Source organism: Pirellula sp. SH-Sr6A (assembly GCF_001610875.1).
Classification (GTDB): domain Bacteria; phylum Planctomycetota; class Planctomycetia; order Pirellulales; family Pirellulaceae; genus JBKCUI01.
In genome coordinates, this window is sequence record NZ_CP011272.1 from 4,789,408 (window position 1) to 4,809,343 (window position 19,936).

Genomic DNA, 19,936 nt, shown 5'->3' on the forward strand with positions numbered 1-19,936 from the left:
CGAGCGGGTTCAGCCCCCCTACCTGTGGTTTGTAATAAATAATGACGATCGCAACCGAGCCCCTTCCCTTTGCTCCTTACCGAGAGCTGAGCAACGAACACCTGAGCGAGCGCATTCGCGCCGCGAAGGAAACGCTGGGATCCAGTTTGTTGATTCTGGGGCACCATTACCAGCAGGACGAAGTCATCGATCACGCCGATTTGACCGGTGACTCGTACCAGTTGAGCAAACTGGCGGCCGACAGCGCCGAGTGCCGCTCGATCGTCTTTTGCGGTGTCCACTTCATGGCCGAAACCGCAGATATTCTCGCGAATCGGCCCGAGAAAATTGCCGAACGGGGAGGCGCCCGCGTTCGAGTCGTACTACCCGACATGGCGGCGGGCTGCTCCATGGCGGACATGGCGGCCATCCGCCAGGTCGAAGCAGCTTGGGACCAACTCGGCGAGGTCATCGATACCGAAGACCTCACTCCCGTCACCTACATCAATAGCGCCGCAAGTCTGAAAGCGTTTTGCGGCAAACATGGCGGGATTGTCTGCACTAGTAGCAATGCGAAAGCGGTTCTGGAGTGGGCCTTCCAACGACGCAAGCGCGTCTTCTTTTTTCCGGATCAGCATCTGGGACGAAACACATCCCTCAAAATGGGAATCACCAACGACCAAATGCCGGTCTGGAATCCACACGAAGATTCCTTGGGTGGAAACAGCAAAGATACGATCGAAAACTCCCGCGTCATCCTTTGGAAGGGACATTGTTCGGTGCACCAAATGTTCCAAGCGGAGCACGTTCATTCCTTCCGCAAACGGATCGAGGGAATCCAAATCCTCGTCCACCCGGAATGCCCTCAGGAAGTGAACGACATCGCGGATATCTCCGGCTCTACAAGCAAGATCATCGAAACCGTTCGCAAGGCCCCCGCAGGCACCAAATGGGCGATCGGCACCGAACTGCACCTGGTCAATCGGCTGAAAAAAGAACATCCCGAGCAAGAAATCCACTTCCTCTCACCGCTGGTCTGCATGTGTGCCACGATGTATCGAATCGATTTACCACACCTTTGCTGGAGCCTTGAGAATCTCGTTGCAGGAACCATCGTGAACGAAATCCAGGTCAAAGAGGATGTGTCGCGATGGTCGTTGATCGCTCTCGAGAGAATGCTTTCTGTGAAGTAGTGAACGACTCGCTTCAGACTTGGGGCTGGCAGGAAGGGGATGAGCTTCCCACCGCGGCGTATGTGCACATCCCGTTTTGCCGCCACCGGTGCGGCTACTGCAACTTTTCGCTCCTCGCCAACCGAAGCGACTTGTACGAACGCTTTCTCGTGGCTCTCGAGCGAGAGCTAACGGGGTTGCAGGTTCCTCGCTCGGTCCAAACCCTTTTCCTAGGAGGTGGAACGCCGTCGATCCTCCCCTTGCCATTGCTGTCGCGATTGCTTGAGCTTCTGCAGGCTTGGCTACCGATCGCACCCGCTACCGATATCGCTTCCTCCATCGTCTCGCCCGCGTCGGAGTTCTCGATCGAATCCAATCCGCTGGACATCACACCTGCGTTCTGCGAGATCTGTGTTCAGCATGGGATCGATCGCATCAGCATCGGCGGCCAATCCTTTCAATCCCACAAACTGCAGCAACTGGAACGCGACCATACGCCCGCTCAACTGCTCCATGCAATCGAGATTGCGCAAGAGCACTTTGCTCGCGTTTCCGTCGACCTCATCTTCGGTGCTCCCGACGAATCCATCGATGACTGGTGCAGCGATCTCGACACATTGATCGCTGCGGGCGTCGGGCATGTCTCCACTTATGGCCTGACGTACGAGAAAGGAGCCAAATTCTGGAGTCTCCGTGAAAAGGGAGCACTCACTCCCATCTCGGAAGATTGCGAATTGCGCATGTACGAGGACGCCATCGACCGACTCACGGCCGCGGGATTTGTCCATTACGAAGTCTCAAACTTCTGCCGACCGGGGGACCAATGCGTGCACAACCAAACCTACTGGCAAGGTCGACCGTGGTGGGCTTTCGGTCCTGGCGCTGCCCGCTACGTGGGGAATCGCCGAAGTGTCAATCATCGAAGCACCCTCGAATACATCAAACGGCTGGAATCGAACAGGCTGCCGGTTGACGAGGCGGAAGACTTGAACATGGACCAGCAACTTCGAGAACGTTTCGTTTTCGGCATGAGACAGTTATGTGGAGTTCCATGGGAATCTTGGAAAAACCAAGGGCCCGCGGAAACGAATGCGGAGATCGATCGTTTGATCGAACGCCACGTCGACCAAGGCTGGATGCAACGCGTGGAGGACCGTATCGCCCTGACTCGAATGGGCTTGATGGTGAGCGATAGCCTTTGGAGCGAGTACTTGTAATGAATCTTGCCAAAATACAAGTTTGGTGCGATGTCGGCGGCACCTTTACTGACTGCATCGTTCGCTTTCCCGATGGACAGCGCAAATCGATCAAAGTGCTGAGCCACGGTGTAGTGCAAGGCGTGATTGCGAACCGAGATCCCGATGGGAAGTTTACGGTATCGGGCCGCAACGACGATCCGAATGCGTTCTGGTTAGGTGCAACGCTTTGCTTCTTTGACACGAAGGGACACGCATGTGGTGAATCGACTTGTTCCGAATACCGCAATGGAACGTTCTCGTGTTCTCCGCCTCTACTGCCACAATCGCATTCCGTCGAAATCCGCAGCGGTATGGAAGCCCCCATCCTGGCGACTCGACTTTTGCTGGGAATCGCTCCCACGCAGTCTCTCCCGCCCCTATCGATTCGGCTGGGAACCACTCGAGGCACCAACGCACTTTTGACCCGAACAGGTGAGCGGACATTGTTTGTCACCACAAAGGGTTTTGCAGATCTACTGGCCATCGGCTACCAAGAACGTCCGTCTCTCTTTGAATTGTCGGTTTGCAAGAGACCCGTTCTCTACGATCGCGTGATGGAGATCGAGGAACGACTAGATGCCGCGGGAAACGTGAGCATCGCTATGGACTTGGAGCAGGCCCGCGCGCAGCTGAAGCGAGCTTACGACGAAGGCTATCGGACCCTCGCAGTCTGTTTCATCCATGCCTATTTGCAACCGGAGCACGAGCGGGCCATCTATCGCTTGGCGGAGGAGATCGGCTTTCACCATACGGTGTTGAGCCATGAGGTAGCGCCGATGATCAAAGCGGTGTCGCGAGGAGAAACGACCGTGCTGGATGCGTACCTCACTCCGATCATCCAAACGTATTTGCATCGCGTTCGCGAGCAATTTCAACAGGCCGACGCCGACGATCTTCTTATCATGACCAGCGCGGGCGGATTGGTGCGGGCGGACGAGTACCGCGGAAAGGACAGCGTTCTTTCTGGCCCCGCTGGCGGTGCGGTGGCCCTCCAATCCCTCGGCAAATCGCTTGGGTTCCCCCAACTCGTTGGATTGGATATGGGGGGGACCAGCACGGATGTATGCCGAGTCGATGGTGAACTCGACTTGGAATTCGAAACCGTCAAAGCGGGCGTCCGAATGATGACCCCTACACTCCGAATCCACACGGTGGCCGCAGGTGGTGGGAGCATCTGTTGGTTCGATGGCGTTCAGTTGCGAGTCGGTCCGCAAAGCGCAGGATCCCAACCCGGCCCCGCTTGCTACGGCCGCGGCGGGCCATTGACGGTTACCGATTTGAACGTCCTCGCCCAGCGGATCCGACCGGAGTCTTTCCCCTTCCCGCTCGATGTCCCAGCAGCCCAACGCGCATTGCAAGACGTTCTCCAATCTCTCAATGCTACGCGTCCTGAGTCCCCCATGAGCGAATGGATATTGATCGAAGGCTTTCGAACCATCGCCAACGAACATATGGCGAGCGCGGTGCGCACCATTTCCATCTCACAAGGAGCCGATCCGCGCGAGCATGCGCTGGTTTGCTTTGGGGGCGCCGCGGGTCAGCATATTTGCCAAATTGCCGAGCAGCTCGGGATGACCACGATCCTGGATCCGCCGCAAGCAGGTTTGCTGAGCGCCGTTGGTATGGGATTGGCAACCAAACAACAAACACAATCCACTCCGGTGTATCAATTGGTTAAGAATCTGGATGCCGGTTGGTTCGAAAAGATTCAAAGCGTGCTGATTGCCCCGGAGTTTCGGGCCAGCGACCAGTGGACTACCCAACTTCGTATAGAAGCGAGGTTTGCAGGAACCGAAGGAACCATTGCCTTGCGATGGACCGCAGAGCATTGGTCCCCTCACCGATTGGAGCAGCTCTTCCGGGAGGAACATCGCAAGCGATTTGGGTACGATCGCCCCAATCGCGAGGTGGAGATCGCGGTAATGCACGCATCGATTGCCTCGAAACCCCTTCGCGAACCCGCCCCCCAATCGATGGAGGAGGGTAATACCTGGATTCGCTCCACCTCCCTATGGCTTGATCGCGAGGAGATGGAGATCGGAGCGACGTATATAGGGCCGCTGATCGTTGTTTCCTCAGGGAGCACGACGTGTATCGACCCAGGCTGGAGAGGGACTGTGCTAGGGGATCGAACGCTCCTTATCCGCAAACAGTCCGTCGACAGCCCTGAGAACGCCCTTCCGTCCTCGGCAATTCCACAGGCTCGAACCGAGCGAATCGTCGACCCCGTCCAAAGAGAAGTCTTTGCGCAACGCTTGAGCGCGATTGCAACGCAGATGGGAACCGTTCTCGAACAAACAGCGATCAGCGTCAACGTCAAGGATCGCAAGGACTTTAGCTGCGCCGTATTCCATCGTTCAGGTGATCTCATTGCCAACGCGCCGCACGTCCCTGTCCACCTTGGGGCCATGAGCGCGACCGTTCAAGCTGTGTGCGATCAGTTTCGCGATATGAAAGCCGGCGACTGCTTTATAACCAATGATCCGTATCGAGGTGGTTCCCATTTGCCAGACGTAACCGTCATTACTCCCGTATTCGCAAATCGGGATGAAGAAAATGCGGAGCCAGATTTTTTTGTCGCTTGCCGAGCCCACCATGCCGAGATCGGCGGTATCGCCCCCGGTTCGATGGCTCCCAACGCGACCTGTTTGGCGCATGAAGGAGTTCTCATCCCACCGATGCGCATCGCCGACGGCGGGACAGATCGCAGCGGGGATGTTGAACGCTTGCTCCGTGAGGCCGAATACCCATCCCGAAATGTGGAAGAGAATTTGGCCGACATTGCAGCGCAACAAGCCGCGAATCAATACGGATGCGAAGCGCTTCAAGAGTTAGCCCGCCGCTATGGCGTTCGCATGATGGAAAGCGTCATGGAGGATATCCAAGCCGCCTCGCAGCAAAAAACAGAGCAATGGATTGCTAGCCTGCCGGAGCAACCGATGCGGTTTTTGGATTGGATGGACGATGGAACACCGATCGCCGTGAGTATTACGAAGACGAGAGACCGGGATCAACATTGGCGTTTACGTATCGACTTCTCCGGAACAGGTCCCGAGTCGCGGGGAAACCTCAACGCCAACCCCGCCATCGTCACGGCCGCGACGATTTATGTGATTCGTTGTGCGATCGCGGACGATCTTCCGTTGAACTCGGGAGTCATGCGGTGCATCGACTTGTTCATCCCTCCCGGAATTCTCAATCCATCTCGTCGCGAGCTGCCGGATCGCTTGCGAGGCCCGGCGGACGGGGAGCTCCTTCCGTCCTTGGAAGGAGACTATTGGCCGGCAGTCGCGGGGGGGAACGTCGAGACCAGTCAGCGGGTCGTCGATTGCTTGCTCGGCGCCCTCGGCTTAGCGGCCTTGAGCCAAGGCACAATGAATAACTTTCTCTTTGGAAATCAGTCGTTTGGTTATTACGAAACGATCGGAGGAGGGGCGGGGGCGACCGCGACGCATGCAGGGGAGAGCGCCGTTCACACGCATATGACGAACACGAGACTGACCGATGTCGAGATCTTGGAAAAGCGATATCCGGTGCGATTGGTTCGTTTTCGAGTGCGCCGTGGAAGCGGTGGAGCGGGTCAGCAACCGGGCGGAGAGGGAATCGAGCGGGAGGTGCAAGCCCTCGTTCCGTTGACCGTCTGCTTGGTCACGAGCCGACGCGGGGAGTATCCCCCTCAAGGCCTTGCGGGCGGGTCTGCTGGAAAGCCAGGGGAGAATTGGTGGATTCGTGCGAACGGGGAGTCGAGCCGCCTTGGTAGCAACGCCCAAATCGACATTGAAGCGGGAGACTCCATCCGCATCCTAACCCCCGGCGGCGGCGGCTACGGCCCACCACTTCGTTCGGACGGGTGATAGGCTTTCCGTGGTGAGCAACCGATCTCGCGCCGCGCTCATCGCCGCTCGGACTTCATGGATTCCACCACCGACGAATTGTCAAACACTCGATGGGAGCCTTTGATGCCTCTCCGATAATGGGCTTCGGTTATTGATTGGAGCGGATCGCTGCATCCATGGAGGTATGGACCGGCGACAAGCCATAGCTGCAATCCATCGAAACAAGAGGCATGCAATGAAGTTAATTCTCGCCGACCAGCGCGCAGCGAAATTGAAATACTTAGAACATTTCCTTGTCAGTTCCGGTCACGACGTAACGGCAGTCCAGGATGGGGTAGGGTGTCTCGAATCACTGCGGCAATCGATTCCGGACGTACTGGTTGTGGCTGCGGGATTGCGATGGGGTGGAACCGATGGCGTGCTGGATGTGATGTTTCATTCCCGCAAAATGCGAGACACTCCCGTTCTCCTTCTCTTAGATCATCGTTCCGAATCGCAACTCCATCGACACCCCATGGTCCTATCGATCTTGAGGACTCCGTTCCAGCCCTCCGACCTGGAGCGGCTCTTGGTCTTTCTTTACCTGGTGAATCAGAACTCGCAAATCGAAGACAACCTATGCCTCCGTTCGAGTTCAATCATTCCTAGAAGAAACTACAACCGAGCGTTTGGACCTGTTTGAAGCTTCGAATTTCAACAACAAAAAGAGTGGTGAGATCCAATCACATCAACCCTTTGGAGAGTAATAAAGCAATGGACACTTTTCAAGAACGAGAGCTGCGACATCTTCTAGAGAAACACCCTGGCCCTAACATTTCGCTGTATATACCTACGCATCGCGGGGGATCGCAAATGGACGTCATACGGTTTCGCAATGCCGTCCATCAAGCGCAGGAGAAATTAATTGCTACGGGAATGAAGGCTGCAGAGGCAAGAAGATTATTGGATGCCATCGAATTGTTACGAAGGGATGAAGAATTCTGGAAGCACACGAGCGATGGTCTCGCAGTTTTCGGAAACAAAGACTTTCTCAATGCCTACCGTTTGCCTTGGCCTTTCGAAGAGCGTTTGGAGGTAGGAGACCTCTTTCTCATTACTCCACTTCTCGCGTCGCTACACGAGGACCGGCGATACTTCGTCTTAGCTCTCAGCCAGAATCAGGTTCGTTTGCTAGAAGGTACTCGCCATTCGGTTCGAGAAATCAAGGTGGAAGGGCTCCCTCCAAATATAAAAGAGGCGATGCAAAATCATGATCGAGACAAGGCCCTCACCCTTCACACTAGGCCCAAGCCCGGAATCGGATGGGGTGCCATTTTCGAAGGGCATGGCACAGGTATCGATGATGCAAAAGACGAATTAAGTCTATTCTTCCGACAGATCGATCAAGCCCTTCACTCCGTGCTCCGCGGCGAATCGGCGCCACTCCTCTTGGCTGCAGTCGGTTATTTGCATCCGCTTTACAGAGAAAAAAACACGTACGCACACCTATCGGATCTCGGTATCGTAGGCAACCCAAAGCAGTGGAGCGACGATGAGATTCGCGATCGAGCGTGGAATCTTGTGGAACCTGACATCCGTCAGAGTGTGAATGCCAAAGTCGCAGAATTCCATGCGCATCCATCGTCCGGCAAAGCCATTTCGAACACGTTTGAGATCCTGCATTGCGCCACCAAGGGCAATATCGAGACTCTCTTTGTGAATCGCGATCGATCCATACGCGGTTGCCCCCCCGCGCCAGGTGGCGAGTGGATTCTCCACGAAAGCCCCCAACAAGGCGATGAGGACCTTGCGAATGATGCAGCCGTTCAGACCCTCCGCCATCGTCATACCGTAGAGGTCCTTTCAGAAGATCAAATGCCCGAAAAAGCTGCACTGGCCGCGATCCTATTCGCACCCGTTTCCTACCAAATGGGATAGACAACCACTTGTCGAACGTATTTTTGCGAACCAATCAAACCGAGGGAGTCAATTATGAAAACGGATTATGAATTAAAACGCGATGTGGAAAGCGAACTGATGTGGGAACCACGCGTCAAGGAGGCAAATATCGGGGTGGCCGTGAAAGAGGGAATAGTGACGTAGAGTGGTAACGTCCCGTCCAACGAACCACCCAGGGCGGAGCCCAGTAGGAATTTTCTTCCCCGCATCGATTATCTGGTCTGGGATTTCATCGATACCCACCTGTCTTCCCTCCGCGTCTCTCCGCGATCTCTGCGGTGAAAGTCTGGGATTGCTGGTAGTTAAGATTGGCTTGGGCGTCGAGGCCACTGACCATTCTTTGAACCGCTTCCTGCATCGCGATCAACGCATGAACTATCGGAAGACCATGGACGGAATCGAAAGTGATTGGAGGATAGGTACTGGAAGGTGAAACCGCTTGAAGCTGAAATTCATCGAGCGACTCCTTCTCCCCAGCCTGAAAGTCTTTCTCGCCATCTGGAAGGGCCGCGGCATTCTCAATGCGGCCCATGCTCTCTTACTTCCTCCATGGCGAGCGTGGCGCCTTGGCGAGAGACTCCGTCCATGTGATGAGCGAAACCTTGTGGCGCAGCACACCGGTTCTCGTGTGGTCCTATTTAGCTTCACGCGGCTCCGTTTGCGCACGCAGTTCTAGTAGGCCGCGAATCCCGGCAAGTGCCTTCGGGGAATAGCGGAATCCACCATTCCCGGCCTCCCGTCGAACGACGAGGCTCGTGTCACTCTACGATTGCAAGAATTTTTCTTTCGCCCGTTCCGGCTCGGTGGACGCAAGGGAAGTTAAAATCGCTTGACGGCGCCGTCGACGATTTCTCTCCTTCATGTCTGGGATACCGAATGCCTCAGGAAAGTGGCAATATTAACCGGCCTATGCGAAGTGAAGGACCGGCCTTGCCAGGAACCCCCTGGCTGTTGAAGGCGAATCTAGTTGAAGCGATGATCGACAAGGCTCGCGAGGCTATTCTAATCCTCGATGAGACCTTCCAGGTACAAATGGCAAATCCATCGTTCCTTCGTCTCGTTCGCCTCACCTTGCCCGATATCCGCGGCCGAGTAATCTTCGAGCTTGGAAGCCTGCAATGGGACATTCCCTCCCTGCATCACTTGCTAGAGGAGCGACTTTCCCAACAGCCAGAAGTGGACGACTGGGAGGTCAAGCTCCCAATTCCACATTGCGGAGTGCGAACCTTTTTGCTGAATGCTCGATGGATCCAGCCTGAGGCAGGCCCCAAACTCCTCTTCCTTTACCTAGACGGCCTCGAAAATCAGAGACCGATTGACGAACAGGATTCCGAATATGCAGAGCGGTTCCAGAGTGTCTTCAAACATACACCTATCGGAATTTCGATTCTGGATCAGTTTGGTCGAATCAAACGATGCAATCCAAGCTTCCTCGCTCTCCTGGGCCAGTCCGAGGAGGGCTGCTTCACCGCCATTTGAGCGAATTCATCGCCATGGAGGATCGGGAAGCCAATGAGATTCAGTTCCGAAAACTGCAATCGAGAGACATTTCGTCCTATGAGTGCGAGTTGCAATTTCAAAGAGTCGCGGGAGAGCCGGTTTGGGTTCGCCAAATTGCGGCCCGTCTGAATGGTCAATCGAAAGGAGTGGCCGAAGTCGTTGTTTTGGCGAAAGACATCAGCAAACGCAAACTCGATGACAGCAGAATTGCTGCCGATCTCCAAGCCATGACCAAGCTTCAAGGAATCGGGGCAATGTTCGTGAGAGGCCGAGATGCCGCGTCCGTTCTCGATGCCATTGTCGATGCGGCGATCTCCATCAACTCCGCTAGTTTTGGCAATATCCAGCTCTTTCATGAGAAGTCCTGTACACTCACCGTTGCGGCTCATCGCGGTTTCCACCCAAGTTGCAAAGAGTTCTGGAATCCGCTCACCCGCGATGGTGTCGCGCATCGAGAAGCACTCCAACACGGAAACCGAGTCATCATCAGCGATATCGAGGAGAACCCTGCCCGTTTCAGCCCCGAAGCCATCCAGGAGCAAAGAGAGGCCGGAATTCGTTCGCTTGTAGCAACGCCACTAACGAGTCGAACCGAACGGCACCTCGGCGTTTTCACCACTTACTACCAGCTCCCACACACCCCCGACGAACGAAATCTCACTCTCCTCGATCTTCTAGCTAGGCAGGCAGCCGACATCATCGACCGGCAAGAGGCTGAAGCAATCCTGCATGATCGAGACGAACGCCTTCAATCGATCCTCGATGCAGCGTCCGACTCGATCGTTTGCATTGACAGTCAAGGCTTCATCACGAGTATCAACGCGGCCACCGAGAAAATGTTTGGATACCAACGTGAGGAGTTGATTGGAAAGAACGTCAAAATTCTTATGCCCGATCCGTATAGCGAGCAACATGACACCTACATAAGGCGATACTTGCAAACCGGTGTGCCGCACGTCATCGGAACTGGTCGTGAAGCCATTGCAAAGCGGAAAGATGGCACCACCTTTCCCATTGACCTCGCGGTAAGCGAAATGGACCACCTTCACCTCTTCACAGGGATCATTCGAGATATCAGCGAGCGAAAAAGTCTTCAACATGACATTCTCGCCATCGCAGATGAAGAACAGCGGCGGATACGCCAGGACTTGCACGATAGCGTACAACAAGAATTGGCTGCCGCAGGGTTGGTTACGCAAACACTCCTGCGTTACCTTGACCGCCACCACGACGCACTTCCCACATCCTTCACAGCTTCATGCAAAAGTCTTGCAGAGAAAATCTTTTCGAGCATCAGCCGAGCTCACCGCGAAGTTCGTGAGATCTCGACGGGATTGGTTTCGTTGCCGCATACCCCCACCGCCCTTGTTGACTCCCTTCGAGAGTTGGCAGCCAGGACGGACGAAATCGAGGGCATCCACTGCGCTTTTGCTTGCGACACCCCAGGAAAGACAATCAGCATCGATGCCACTCATTTGTATCGGATTGCTCAAGAAGCGGTCACCAACGCTCTCAAACACTCCCAACCAGAACATATCCTTATCAAACTGACCACCGATGAATCCCAACACACCCTTGAAATTGCCGACGATGGAAAAGGATTCGATACCAACCTCCAAGCGAGTGGAATGGGGATCAAAACCATGCGTTATCGGGCCGGATTGATTGGAGGCACCCTTTCTATTTGTCCCGTCGAAAATGGTGGGACGTTGGTTTGTTGTCGAATTCCGAGGAATCATGATGCAAATGACAAGCAGCGTATTGAAAGATGAGTCCGCTCCTCCTGCCAGGGTTTTGATCGTCGACGATCACCCGGTCATGCGAGACGGAATCGCAACCCAAATCTCCCATGAACCCGGACTGACCGTCCGCGGAGAAGCGGACGATGTCGAACCGGCATTGTTTCTCGCCCGAGAACGATCCCCCGATCTCATCATCGTGGATATCTCCCTCAAAACAGGAAGCGGTATCGACTTGATCAAGCGATTACGGGAACGCAATCCGACGACTAGGATCCTGGTATCGTCCATGTATGACGAATCGCTTTATGCAGAACGCTCCCTTCAAGTGGGTGCGATGGGATATGTCAACAAACAGAATGCAGGCGAAACGCTGATCACAGCCATACGACGCGTGCTAGATGGAAAAACCTATCTCAGCCCCGAAATGACAGCTCGCATCCTGAAAAGCCGCATCGGAGGAATGACCGTTATCGGAAAGTCCCCGCTCGAATCGCTGTCGAATCGCGAAATGGAAGTCCTCACGCTTATTGGACATGGCAACACCACGGGCAACATTGCTGAGAAACTCTTTTTAAGCGTTCACACGATCGACACGTACCGAGAAAAATTGAAAACGAAATTGAATCTCTCCACTGGTGCGGAACTCAATCGGTTCGCTGCTCAATGGGTTCTTGAAAATGGATAATAGCAGTCGATCATCGCAGCGCGGTCCGCTCGCCCATTCCTACCTTCGGGCACCGGACTTGCAACTTAAGCCGATTAGTATTTTCCACTATTGAGGAATCAAGACCGCCCCGATGGCTGGATCTTAAGGAACAGAAATAATCGCGATCAAGAACGTCGTTATGCATAGCGCATCGCACGAACAGTTTCTTGAACATGATTCACAATGAGGAGATCCATACAATGGCGGGAATGATGTGCACTCGAAAAACCGGTGAGATGGCAACTCGTCCATACCGAAGATGGTTAGCCCCATTCCAAGACTTGGAAGATGTGCTGGAACGATTCTGGGCCGATCAAGGCAATGGAGTGGGGGTTCCTTTATTTGCCCCTCCCCTCGATATGACCGAGAAGGATGGCGAAATCTTGCTACGAATGGACCTTCCTGGAATTGATGCAAAGGACATCGACATTCAAGTCAATGGAAGCCAGCTTACCATCAGCGGAGAACGGAAGGAGGAGAAAGAGGAATCGGGAGAAACCTACCATCGAGTTGAGCGTCGATCTGGGAGATTCTCTCGTTCGGTCCTGCTCCCGTGCCACCTACAGGAAAGCAAAGTGGACGCTCGGTACGTCAATGGTGTTCTCAGCATTCGATTGCCTAAGACAGCCGAGGCGACTTCGAAGCACATCGTCGTGAAGACCTAGTCCCGTACGCTCCGATTAAAGGAACAGAAGGAGGAGCATGCTCTTTGGCTAGCCCCCTTTGCGCCTTGCGAGAATCAGCCTGCTCCAATCACCACCACCCTCGCCTCTCCGCAGTTTATCCTACTTTGGCGAATAACCGCTTTGCACGCACCGACTTTTGGGGAGTCGCAAATCGGAAAGACAGAAGAAGGTTGCTCGCGACGGCACAAAGCTCGCAACGGGAGGTAACGCGAAGCATCCCGCTCTTTCTCACTCCTCTGCGCCGTTGCGCCTTGGCGAGAAACAACCCACTATCGCCCCCACCCTCCCCTCCTCGCCTCTCCGCGGTTTATCCTACTTTGGCGAATAACCGCTTTGCACGCACCGACTTTTGGGGAGTCGCAAATCGGAAAGACAGAAGAAGGTTGCTCGCGACGGCACAAAGCTCGCAACGGGAGGTGACGCGAAGCATCCCGCTCTTTCTCACTCCTCTGCGCCGTTGCGCCTTGGCGAGAAACAACCTACTATCACCCCCACCACTCCGCCTAAAAACGAAAAAGGCCGGGAAATCCCGGCCTGATTAGATGTTTGGAGTGCCCCCGCAAGGACTCGAACCTTGGACCCGATGATTAAGAGTCATCTGCTCTACCAACTGAGCTACAAGGGCAATGGCACTCTGCAATTTGGGCTGCAGATGCGTAGTTTTAGCCGGCTTTTGGCGGCTTGCAAGACCTCTTGGCAGCATTCGACGAGGGGGAGGCGCCAAGCCCTTTGCGATTAAACCAGCCGTCCAGATAAAGGCCAGAATATCCGAACAACTCGTAAAATCTCTAAAGTTCTGTTGACCGCAGCCACGATGTTTGGAGATACTTTAGGCAATCTGCGCCGGTGCGGCAAAAAAGACCGCATCGGCTTCCCGGTCGCTCGGTTCTCCAAGGAATCCTGCGATCCCATTTTCATGTCCTGGTGCGAGGGTTTTTGCAATCGAAAGAGAACGTATTCAAACGCGAGTCAACAATCAGATCCGTATTTCTCCAGTGCGGGTTATCGGTCCCGACGGCACCCAGTATGGGGTGATCCCGACCGACGAAGCACTCAATCGGGCTCGCGACGCTGGTTTGGATCTTGTCGAAGTGGCTCCCAACGAGAAGCCACCCGTGTGCCGAATCATGGACTTCGGCAAATACAAATACGAGAAGAGCAAGAAAGCGGGGGGGAAGACCCACCAAACGAAGACCAAAGAAATTCGTTTGAGACCCAAGACGGGGGACCACGACGTGGAAACCAAGGTCCGCCAAGCCATCGGATTCTTAAAGCACAAAGACAAGGTGCAGGTTTCGGTTATTTTCCGCGGTCGCGAAATGGCGCACGTGGATGAAGGTCGTCGCGTCATGGAGAGCGTTCTGCAAGAGCTCGCGGAGTACTCCAAAATCGAGCAACCACCGTTGCAACAAGGCAAGAAGATGATTGCGATGGTCGCTCCTAAGTAGGGACTTTGGGTAGGAACTTTGGCAAGTGAGTAGTTTGGGTTTCGTTTTGTCGTAGAGATGGATGGTTAGTTATGCGGCTTGTTCGTTTCGCCCGGCCCGATGAGTCCATCGGCTGGGGTTTGCAGGTTCAGTACGGAATCCAAGACCTCACGCTCGCCGATCCCACGCTTCCTCTCTCGACCGTCGAATTGATTTCCAAGTGGAAGACTTACCTTCCACGTATCCAAAGCCTGGCGAAGAAACTGGGGACAAGCGAGCAACCGCTGCGCATCCTTTGCCCCCTCGATACCCCTCGCAAGATCCTGTGTATCGGACTCAACTACCGAGACCATGCTATCGAGACCAAGGCTCCCATCCCCGATGAGCCGATTGTTTTCTGCAAGATGCCGACCGCGATGATCGGCCCAGATTCCCCGATTGTCTTGCCCCCTGTCAGCCACGAAGTGGACTTCGAGGCCGAACTTGTGCTCGTGATCGGACATACCATGAAATCGGTGACCGAAGCCGATGCGACGGCAGGCATTTTCGGTTATTCGGTCGGGCACGATGTTTCAGCGCGCGATTGGCAAAAAGGGAAACCTGGCAAGCAGTGGTTCCTTGGAAAGTCCTTCGACACGTTCGCGCCTCTTGGACCTTCGATCGTGACGGCGGATGAAGTTCCCGACACGAGCTGTCTTCGCATCCAATGCCGCATCAATGGCGAAACGATGCAAGACTCGACGACCCGCGAACTCATCTTCCACCCCGCCCAATTGGTCGCGTATATCTCCCAGGTCATGACGCTGGACCCAGGCGACGTCATCTATACCGGTACTCCCCCTGGAGTCGGCATGGCCCGCACTCCCCCTCGTTTTCTGCGTGACGGGGACGTGGTCGAGATCGAGATCGAATCCGTCGGGGTCCTTAGCAATCCAGTCGTCCAAGGTTAATAACCAACTGCTGCACCTGGGATTACTAAAAAAAGAACCGCGGAGATGTTTCCACGGCTCTAAGATGCTTTTTGCTGGTCGTGCTTTCCGGGCAGCAGCCCCCGGGTGTTAGCCCATCTCCACGCGTCGGCGGCCCAATTGTTCCTGCAATCGCTGAACGATGCTGGTGTGCATTTGGCTAACGCGGCTTTCGCTCAGATCGAGCGTCGCACCGATTTCTTTCATCGTCAATTCCTCGTAGTAGTAGAGGATGATGATGAGACGCTCATTGCGATTGAGCCCCTTGGTCACCAATCGCATCAAATCGCTCTTGCTGATGCGGCGAGTGGGGTCTTCGCTCCGTTTATCTTCGAGGACGTCGATTTCGCGGACATCCTTGTAGCTGTCGGTTTCGTACCACTTCTTGTTGAGAGACACCAAGCCGACTGCGGCCGCATCGCTCTTCATCTTTTCAAGCTCGTCGATGGAGATTCCCATGTAGGCCGACAGCTCGTGCGTGGTAGGAGCACGGCCATATTTGGCTTCGAGCAATTTGGTGGCTTCGTTCAGCTTGCTCGCTTTGCTCCGAACCAACCGTGGAACCCAGTCCATTGTTCGGAGTTCATCGAGCATCGCACCGCGGATTCGGGGGACGCAATAGGTTTCGAACTTCACGCCTCGTTCCATGTCAAAGGCATCGATGGCATCCATGAGACCAAAGATACCAGCGCTGATCAGATCGTCCAGCTCGACTCCCTCGGGAAGTTTGGCTCGGAGACGTTCGCCGTTGAAACGTACGAGAGGCATGTAGCGTTCGATGAGAATATTTCTCAAATCCACATTGCTTGGATCCGCTTTGAATTTATTCCAAACGTCCGCAATGTCGATATTCGATGCTACAGTGGTCGCCATCCGATCCTCCGTGATTGCTATGGCAAGTTATCGAGACGCTTTCGAGTCTGTCTCGTTTGATTCGTAAGACCAATTGCCCAACCGATTGCTGGGGAACACAACCGAGCATCCTGCCGGGAAGCGTTCAAGGTCGTCGCGAACGTCAATTCGTCGTGGTGCGTCTCGCGGATGGGGACTCTACCGAGTTGCCTTGGCGAGTTCTACGTCAGTTAACCAAAGATTTGGTGACCCAATTCTCTGCCTTCGCTGAATTACCCATTCCATGCGATTTACTCGCCGGACACACCTGAATTTCGTTGACGCAGCCGCTCGATCGTAGCCCGGTAGTTCCACTCGATGCTCTGCCGGACGATTGTCTCGGCCGTTTTTCCAACGACCCAGCCAATCACCGCGAAGACAAAAAGCATGGAAATCCCCCGAACCAAGATATCCTCTGCAGGAGCCGACATCAGCAGTCCATAGCCAATACAGCTTGCGAGCGCTAAGCAACCCAAGCAAGCGGCGTAGGAACGACCCATGTTGACCTCCAAAGGGGACACCTCGAGCGACCTCTCGCGTCGTAGTGATACGACATGAGACACGAGACCCGTAAAAGAGGTATCGGCAGCGGATGGCCCGGTTCTTCAGCCTGTTGCGAAAAAATTCAAGTTTCGGTCGAATGGCGTCTGTTACGGTTTAGCGTCCTTACCAAACCCCCTCGGAGCAGCGTCGATCTTATGGCCAAGCAGCATGCACCCCGGTTTCTCGCATTGGTGGAGAGTATCCGCTCGAGCGTTCGCGAATGCACCATCGACCAGCTCAAACGAAAGATCGATGCCCAGGAGTCCTTTCACTTGATCGACGTGCGAGAAGAAAGCGAATTCGCCGCGGGACATATCCCAGGAGCTGTGCATCTGGGGAAAGGAATTATTGAAAGAGACATCGAAGCGACGATTCCTGACATCCACGCACCGATTCTCCTTTACTGCGGTGGAGGGTTTCGATCCGCTTTGGCCGCCGATAACTTGGCTAAGATGGGCTATACCGATGTGACCAGCGTGGACGGGGGATGGCGAGGATGGACCGACGCCGGTTACCCGACCACCAAGTAACGGAATCTTCTGAGTATGCGTGTCGAATCCCGCGCCGGTGGCTACAAAGTCACCGTGCCGTGCAAGATCAATCTCTTTCTCGAAGTGCTCGGGAAGCGATCCGATGGTTACCACGACCTGGACACCGTCATGCTCGCCGTCTCCCTTTGCGACGAACTTACCTTCCTGCCTGATCGATCGGGAAAATTCCGGCTTGAAGTGTCCTTCGAAGATGGGCATCCACTATCCGATACCGATCCGGCATGGAATGTTCCTGGCGACGAACGCAATCTAGTCGTTCGAGCCATGCGATTGCTCGTCGATCGACTAAGTGTCGAGCCGTTCACCCAGGATCACGATGCCTCCAAGAGTCTCGGTGGATCGATCCATCTCCACAAGCGGATTCCCTCGATGGCGGGCCTGGGAGGGGGAAGTGCCGATGCGGCAGCAGCCCTCTGTCTTGCGCTGCTGGCCTTAGCCCCATCGCTTGATTCCATGCCTCGCGCGTGGGATCGGTTGCTGCAATGCGCGAGGGAGCTTGGGAGCGACATCAATTTCTTTTTGGAAGGGGCCAATCAGAACGATTGTTGGTTAGCCCACTGCCACGGTCGGGGAGAGAAAGTCAAACCTTTGGCCGGGAATCTATCCGATTGGTCGATCGTGCTCGCCCATCCCCCGGTGGGCTGCGGAACTGCGGAGGTTTTTTCGAAAGTACGCGTAATAGGGAGAGAACAGCGTTCGCCCGCAAAGCTTATCAAGGCGCTATCATGCAATAATGCCGAGGAAGCCGGTAAAGAGCTTTACAATGCATTGGAGTACCCAGCGAATCAGGTCACTGACTGGATTTCGCGTGCGGGTAGATGGATTGATCGTTATGATCAGTTCGGTCAAGCCTTATCCGGGAGCGGTTCAGCCCGATTTTGCTTGTGCCGAAGCTGGGAACAAGCCGAGAGAGTAGCTAGGGAATTGCAGAGTCAGTGTGCCGTGCGCGCTTACGCAGTGCGACCATGGTGCCAGCCACATCCAAAGGGGTTCACGCAGATCGCAGCGGGGCGATCCCCATAGCGAGTCGTTGTTGGTCGAGAATGGAGTGCGGGAAACGATGGAAATCACCGAGGTTCGAATCAAGTTGATGGAGGATTCCGAGGACCGGCTCCGAGCCTTCTGCTCGATCACGATCGATCAATGCTTCGTTATCCGAGATTTGAAGATTATCGAAGGAACCAACGGACCGTTCGTCGCGATGCCGAGCCGGAAAATGTCCGCTCGATGCGGTCGTTGCGGAAATAAGAACCATCTGCGCAGCCAGTACTGCAACCAATGCGGCGCACGGCTTCGTGGCCCGCAGGATTTGCGCGACGTCGAAGGGGGGAACCCTAACAAACTCTACGCGGACATCGCTCACCCCATTAACCAAGCTTGCAGGGATCTCATTCAAAGCTCGGTCATCGGCGAATACATGCTCGAACTGGAGCGTGCCAAATTGCCCGGGTACAAATCCAGGTACGACGACGAGTATGCCGATAGCGGGCCTGAAGGAAATGAAGGTTCGATGGGCGGTCACAGCGTCCCGAAGCCCCATATGTTAGAGCGGCCGCCAACCTCCAGCTCCAAGCACGAGGACAAAAAACACTTCGGCGACGGGATCTTTGAAGGCTAACCCCTGCCAAATCCACCACCTGTCGTCCACGTTCGCTATGATGGCGTGGATCGATCGTTTCTTGGGTATGGCTCCACCGCACGCTCGCCTCTAGCCCCTACCCATCGGTTCACGCATAGACCTTGCTGCGGGGAGCCCTCTGCGCACGCCTTTTTCTGCAAGGACCACTCGGGTGAATCACGACAGAACACGCCGTCTTCGTTCCATTCTCTATGTCATCCAGCAATTGGATGAGTTCTCCCCCACCACGGCAAAGCTGCAATGCAGCGACGCGACACCAGCCTATGTGACCCGAGTCCTCAAACAGCTGGCACAAGCCGGGCATTTGGACCGATTCCAAGAGGAACGCCAAGAGGTTTATCGCTGGTCAAAATCCAAGCCGTTGGATCCAGATCAGTGGGTGAATCAGCAGGTGTACGGGGATCAAGTGAAACAATCCCCCGAGCAAGACCGCCCTCGAGAACAGTTGATGCTTCACGGGCCAAGTTCGCTGACCGATGCCCAACTCCTCGCGATCTTGATACGCGTCGGAGTCCCTGGCGATTCGGCCGTCCAAGCGGGGCGACGCATTGCCAATCAATTTGCAGAGACCGCTTTATCGGGATTGCCCGATGCAAGCGTGTCCGAGTTGCGTCTGATCAGCAAGGCGATTCGCAAGGACAGCTACGCCCAGATCATGGCGGGAGTTGAGTTGGGGCGGCGCATTGCGATGCTGCGCGATCAGAACACCAAAGCCCCTGTTCGAATTCGCGGATCGGAGGATGCCATTCAATACTGCATGAAAGCATTCCATCGATTGGCGATCGACGGGAAACAGGAAGAGTTTCACATCGTGACCCTCGATACCCAGCTTGGACCGATCCGAACCCATCACATCACCACCGGCACGCTGGATGCCAGCCTCGTCCACCCTCGCGAAGTCTTTCGCGCAGCGATTCGAGATAGCGCTTCGGCTATCCTCTTGGTCCATAACCATCCCTCCGGCGATCCCACCCCGAGTCGAGAAGATCGCGCGGTGACGGATCGATTGAGTCAAGCGGGAGAACTGATCGGCATCCGAGTCCTCGATCATATCGTGGTTGCTAAAGAACGAGGCCGCAGTGTGCTCGCCGGTTGATTCCTCCTTGGGTTGAATCCTTCT

At 55.0% G+C, this 19,936-nt stretch carries 18 protein-coding genes and 1 tRNA gene; 15 read left to right on the forward strand and 4 right to left on the reverse strand.

The genetic code is table 11. The features are described from left to right. Positions 1 to 41: 41 nt before the first annotated feature. From nadA to VN12_RS18365, 5 genes are all read left to right on the forward strand, one after another. Positions 42 to 1,172 (forward strand): quinolinate synthase NadA, encoded by a 1,131-nt coding sequence (gene nadA, locus VN12_RS18345; protein ID WP_146678197.1) that lies wholly within the window; start codon positions 42 to 44, stop codon positions 1,170 to 1,172. Beyond that, positions 1,130 to 2,368, forward strand: a complete 1,239-nt coding sequence (hemW, locus tag VN12_RS18350) for a radical SAM family heme chaperone HemW (protein ID WP_146678198.1) — start codon at positions 1,130 to 1,132, stop codon at positions 2,366 to 2,368. The genes nadA and hemW overlap by 43 nt, the downstream gene beginning before the upstream one ends. Next, positions 2,368 to 6,243, forward strand: coding sequence for a hydantoinase B/oxoprolinase family protein (locus VN12_RS18355; protein WP_146678199.1), 3,876 nt, complete (start codon positions 2,368 to 2,370; stop codon positions 6,241 to 6,243). The genes hemW and VN12_RS18355 overlap by 1 nt, the downstream gene beginning before the upstream one ends. A 217-nt stretch (positions 6,244 to 6,460) precedes the next feature. After that, positions 6,461 to 6,907 (forward strand): hypothetical protein, encoded by a 447-nt coding sequence (locus tag VN12_RS18360; protein WP_146678200.1) that lies wholly within the window; start codon positions 6,461 to 6,463, stop codon positions 6,905 to 6,907. Between the two features lie 71 nt (positions 6,908 to 6,978). Beyond that, entirely contained in the window at positions 6,979 to 8,142 is a 1,164-nt protein-coding gene (locus tag VN12_RS18365) for a hypothetical protein (protein WP_146678201.1), read from the forward strand. 250 nt (positions 8,143 to 8,392) lie between these two features. On the opposite strand, the gene VN12_RS18370 is transcribed toward VN12_RS18365, so the two are convergent. Continuing rightward, entirely contained in the window at positions 8,393 to 8,695 is a 303-nt protein-coding gene (locus VN12_RS18370; protein WP_146678202.1) for a hypothetical protein, read from the reverse strand. Positions 8,696 to 9,039: 344 nt separating this feature from the next. Here VN12_RS18370 and VN12_RS18375 point away from each other — a divergent pair, with 344 nt between their 5' ends. From VN12_RS18375 to VN12_RS18390, 4 genes are all read left to right on the forward strand, one after another. Then, positions 9,040 to 9,642, forward strand: a complete 603-nt coding sequence (locus VN12_RS18375; protein ID WP_146678203.1) for a PAS domain-containing protein — start codon at positions 9,040 to 9,042, stop codon at positions 9,640 to 9,642. Next, the gene (locus VN12_RS18380) at positions 9,579 to 11,435 is read left to right on the forward strand and encodes a PAS domain S-box protein (RefSeq protein WP_146678204.1); all 1,857 of its coding nucleotides are present in this window, start codon (positions 9,579 to 9,581) and stop codon (positions 11,433 to 11,435) included. The genes VN12_RS18375 and VN12_RS18380 overlap by 64 nt, the downstream gene beginning before the upstream one ends. Beyond that, positions 11,410 to 12,090, forward strand: coding sequence for a response regulator transcription factor (locus VN12_RS18385; RefSeq protein WP_146678205.1), 681 nt, complete (start codon positions 11,410 to 11,412; stop codon positions 12,088 to 12,090). The genes VN12_RS18380 and VN12_RS18385 overlap by 26 nt, the downstream gene beginning before the upstream one ends. 194 nt (positions 12,091 to 12,284) lie before the next feature. Then, the gene (locus VN12_RS18390) at positions 12,285 to 12,776 is read left to right on the forward strand and encodes an Hsp20/alpha crystallin family protein (RefSeq protein ID WP_146678206.1); all 492 of its coding nucleotides are present in this window, start codon (positions 12,285 to 12,287) and stop codon (positions 12,774 to 12,776) included. 573 nt (positions 12,777 to 13,349) lie between these two features. On the opposite strand, the gene VN12_RS18395 is transcribed toward VN12_RS18390, so the two are convergent. Beyond that, positions 13,350 to 13,422: transfer RNA gene (locus VN12_RS18395), tRNA-Lys, on the reverse strand. A 331-nt stretch (positions 13,423 to 13,753) separates the two neighbouring features. Here VN12_RS18395 and infC point away from each other — a divergent pair. Together infC and VN12_RS18405 are read left to right on the forward strand one after the other, a co-directional pair. Continuing rightward, complete coding sequence (infC, locus tag VN12_RS18400) at positions 13,754 to 14,245, forward strand: translation initiation factor IF-3 (RefSeq protein WP_256388148.1); 492 nt, start codon at positions 13,754 to 13,756, stop codon at positions 14,243 to 14,245. 71 nt (positions 14,246 to 14,316) lie between these two features. Next, on the forward strand, positions 14,317 to 15,174 hold the full coding sequence (locus VN12_RS18405) for a fumarylacetoacetate hydrolase family protein (RefSeq protein ID WP_146678208.1): 858 nt from the start codon (positions 14,317 to 14,319) through the stop codon (positions 15,172 to 15,174). Between the two features lie 108 nt (positions 15,175 to 15,282). Here the strand turns inward: VN12_RS18405 and VN12_RS18410 are convergent, their stop codons facing one another. Both VN12_RS18410 and VN12_RS18420 read right to left on the reverse strand, forming a co-directional pair. Beyond that, complete coding sequence (locus VN12_RS18410) at positions 15,283 to 16,065, reverse strand: FliA/WhiG family RNA polymerase sigma factor (protein WP_146678209.1); 783 nt, start codon at positions 16,063 to 16,065, stop codon at positions 15,283 to 15,285. Between the two features lie 269 nt (positions 16,066 to 16,334). Further along, a complete protein-coding gene (locus tag VN12_RS18420) occupies positions 16,335 to 16,583 on the reverse strand; it encodes a hypothetical protein (RefSeq protein WP_146678211.1) in 249 nt (82 codons plus the stop codon). 54 nt (positions 16,584 to 16,637) lie between these two features. On the opposite strand from VN12_RS18420, the gene VN12_RS18425 reads away from it, so the two are divergent. From VN12_RS18425 to radC, 4 genes are all read left to right on the forward strand, one after another. Continuing rightward, positions 16,638 to 17,156 carry a rhodanese-like domain-containing protein gene (locus VN12_RS18425; protein WP_205855083.1) on the forward strand — a complete coding sequence of 173 codons (519 nt, stop codon included), beginning with the start codon at positions 16,638 to 16,640 and terminating at the stop codon, positions 17,154 to 17,156. Positions 17,157 to 17,171: 15 nt separating this feature from the next. After that, positions 17,172 to 18,200 (forward strand): 4-(cytidine 5'-diphospho)-2-C-methyl-D-erythritol kinase, encoded by a 1,029-nt coding sequence (gene ispE / locus VN12_RS18430; RefSeq protein WP_146678213.1) that lies wholly within the window; start codon positions 17,172 to 17,174, stop codon positions 18,198 to 18,200. Positions 18,201 to 18,237: 37 nt separating this feature from the next. Then, complete coding sequence (locus VN12_RS18435) at positions 18,238 to 18,795, forward strand: septation protein SpoVG family protein (protein WP_146678214.1); 558 nt, start codon at positions 18,238 to 18,240, stop codon at positions 18,793 to 18,795. A gap of 172 nt (positions 18,796 to 18,967) precedes the next feature. Next, a complete protein-coding gene (gene radC / locus VN12_RS18440; RefSeq protein WP_146678215.1) occupies positions 18,968 to 19,912 on the forward strand; it encodes a RadC family protein in 945 nt (314 codons plus the stop codon). Positions 19,913 to 19,936: the final 24 nt, after the last annotated feature.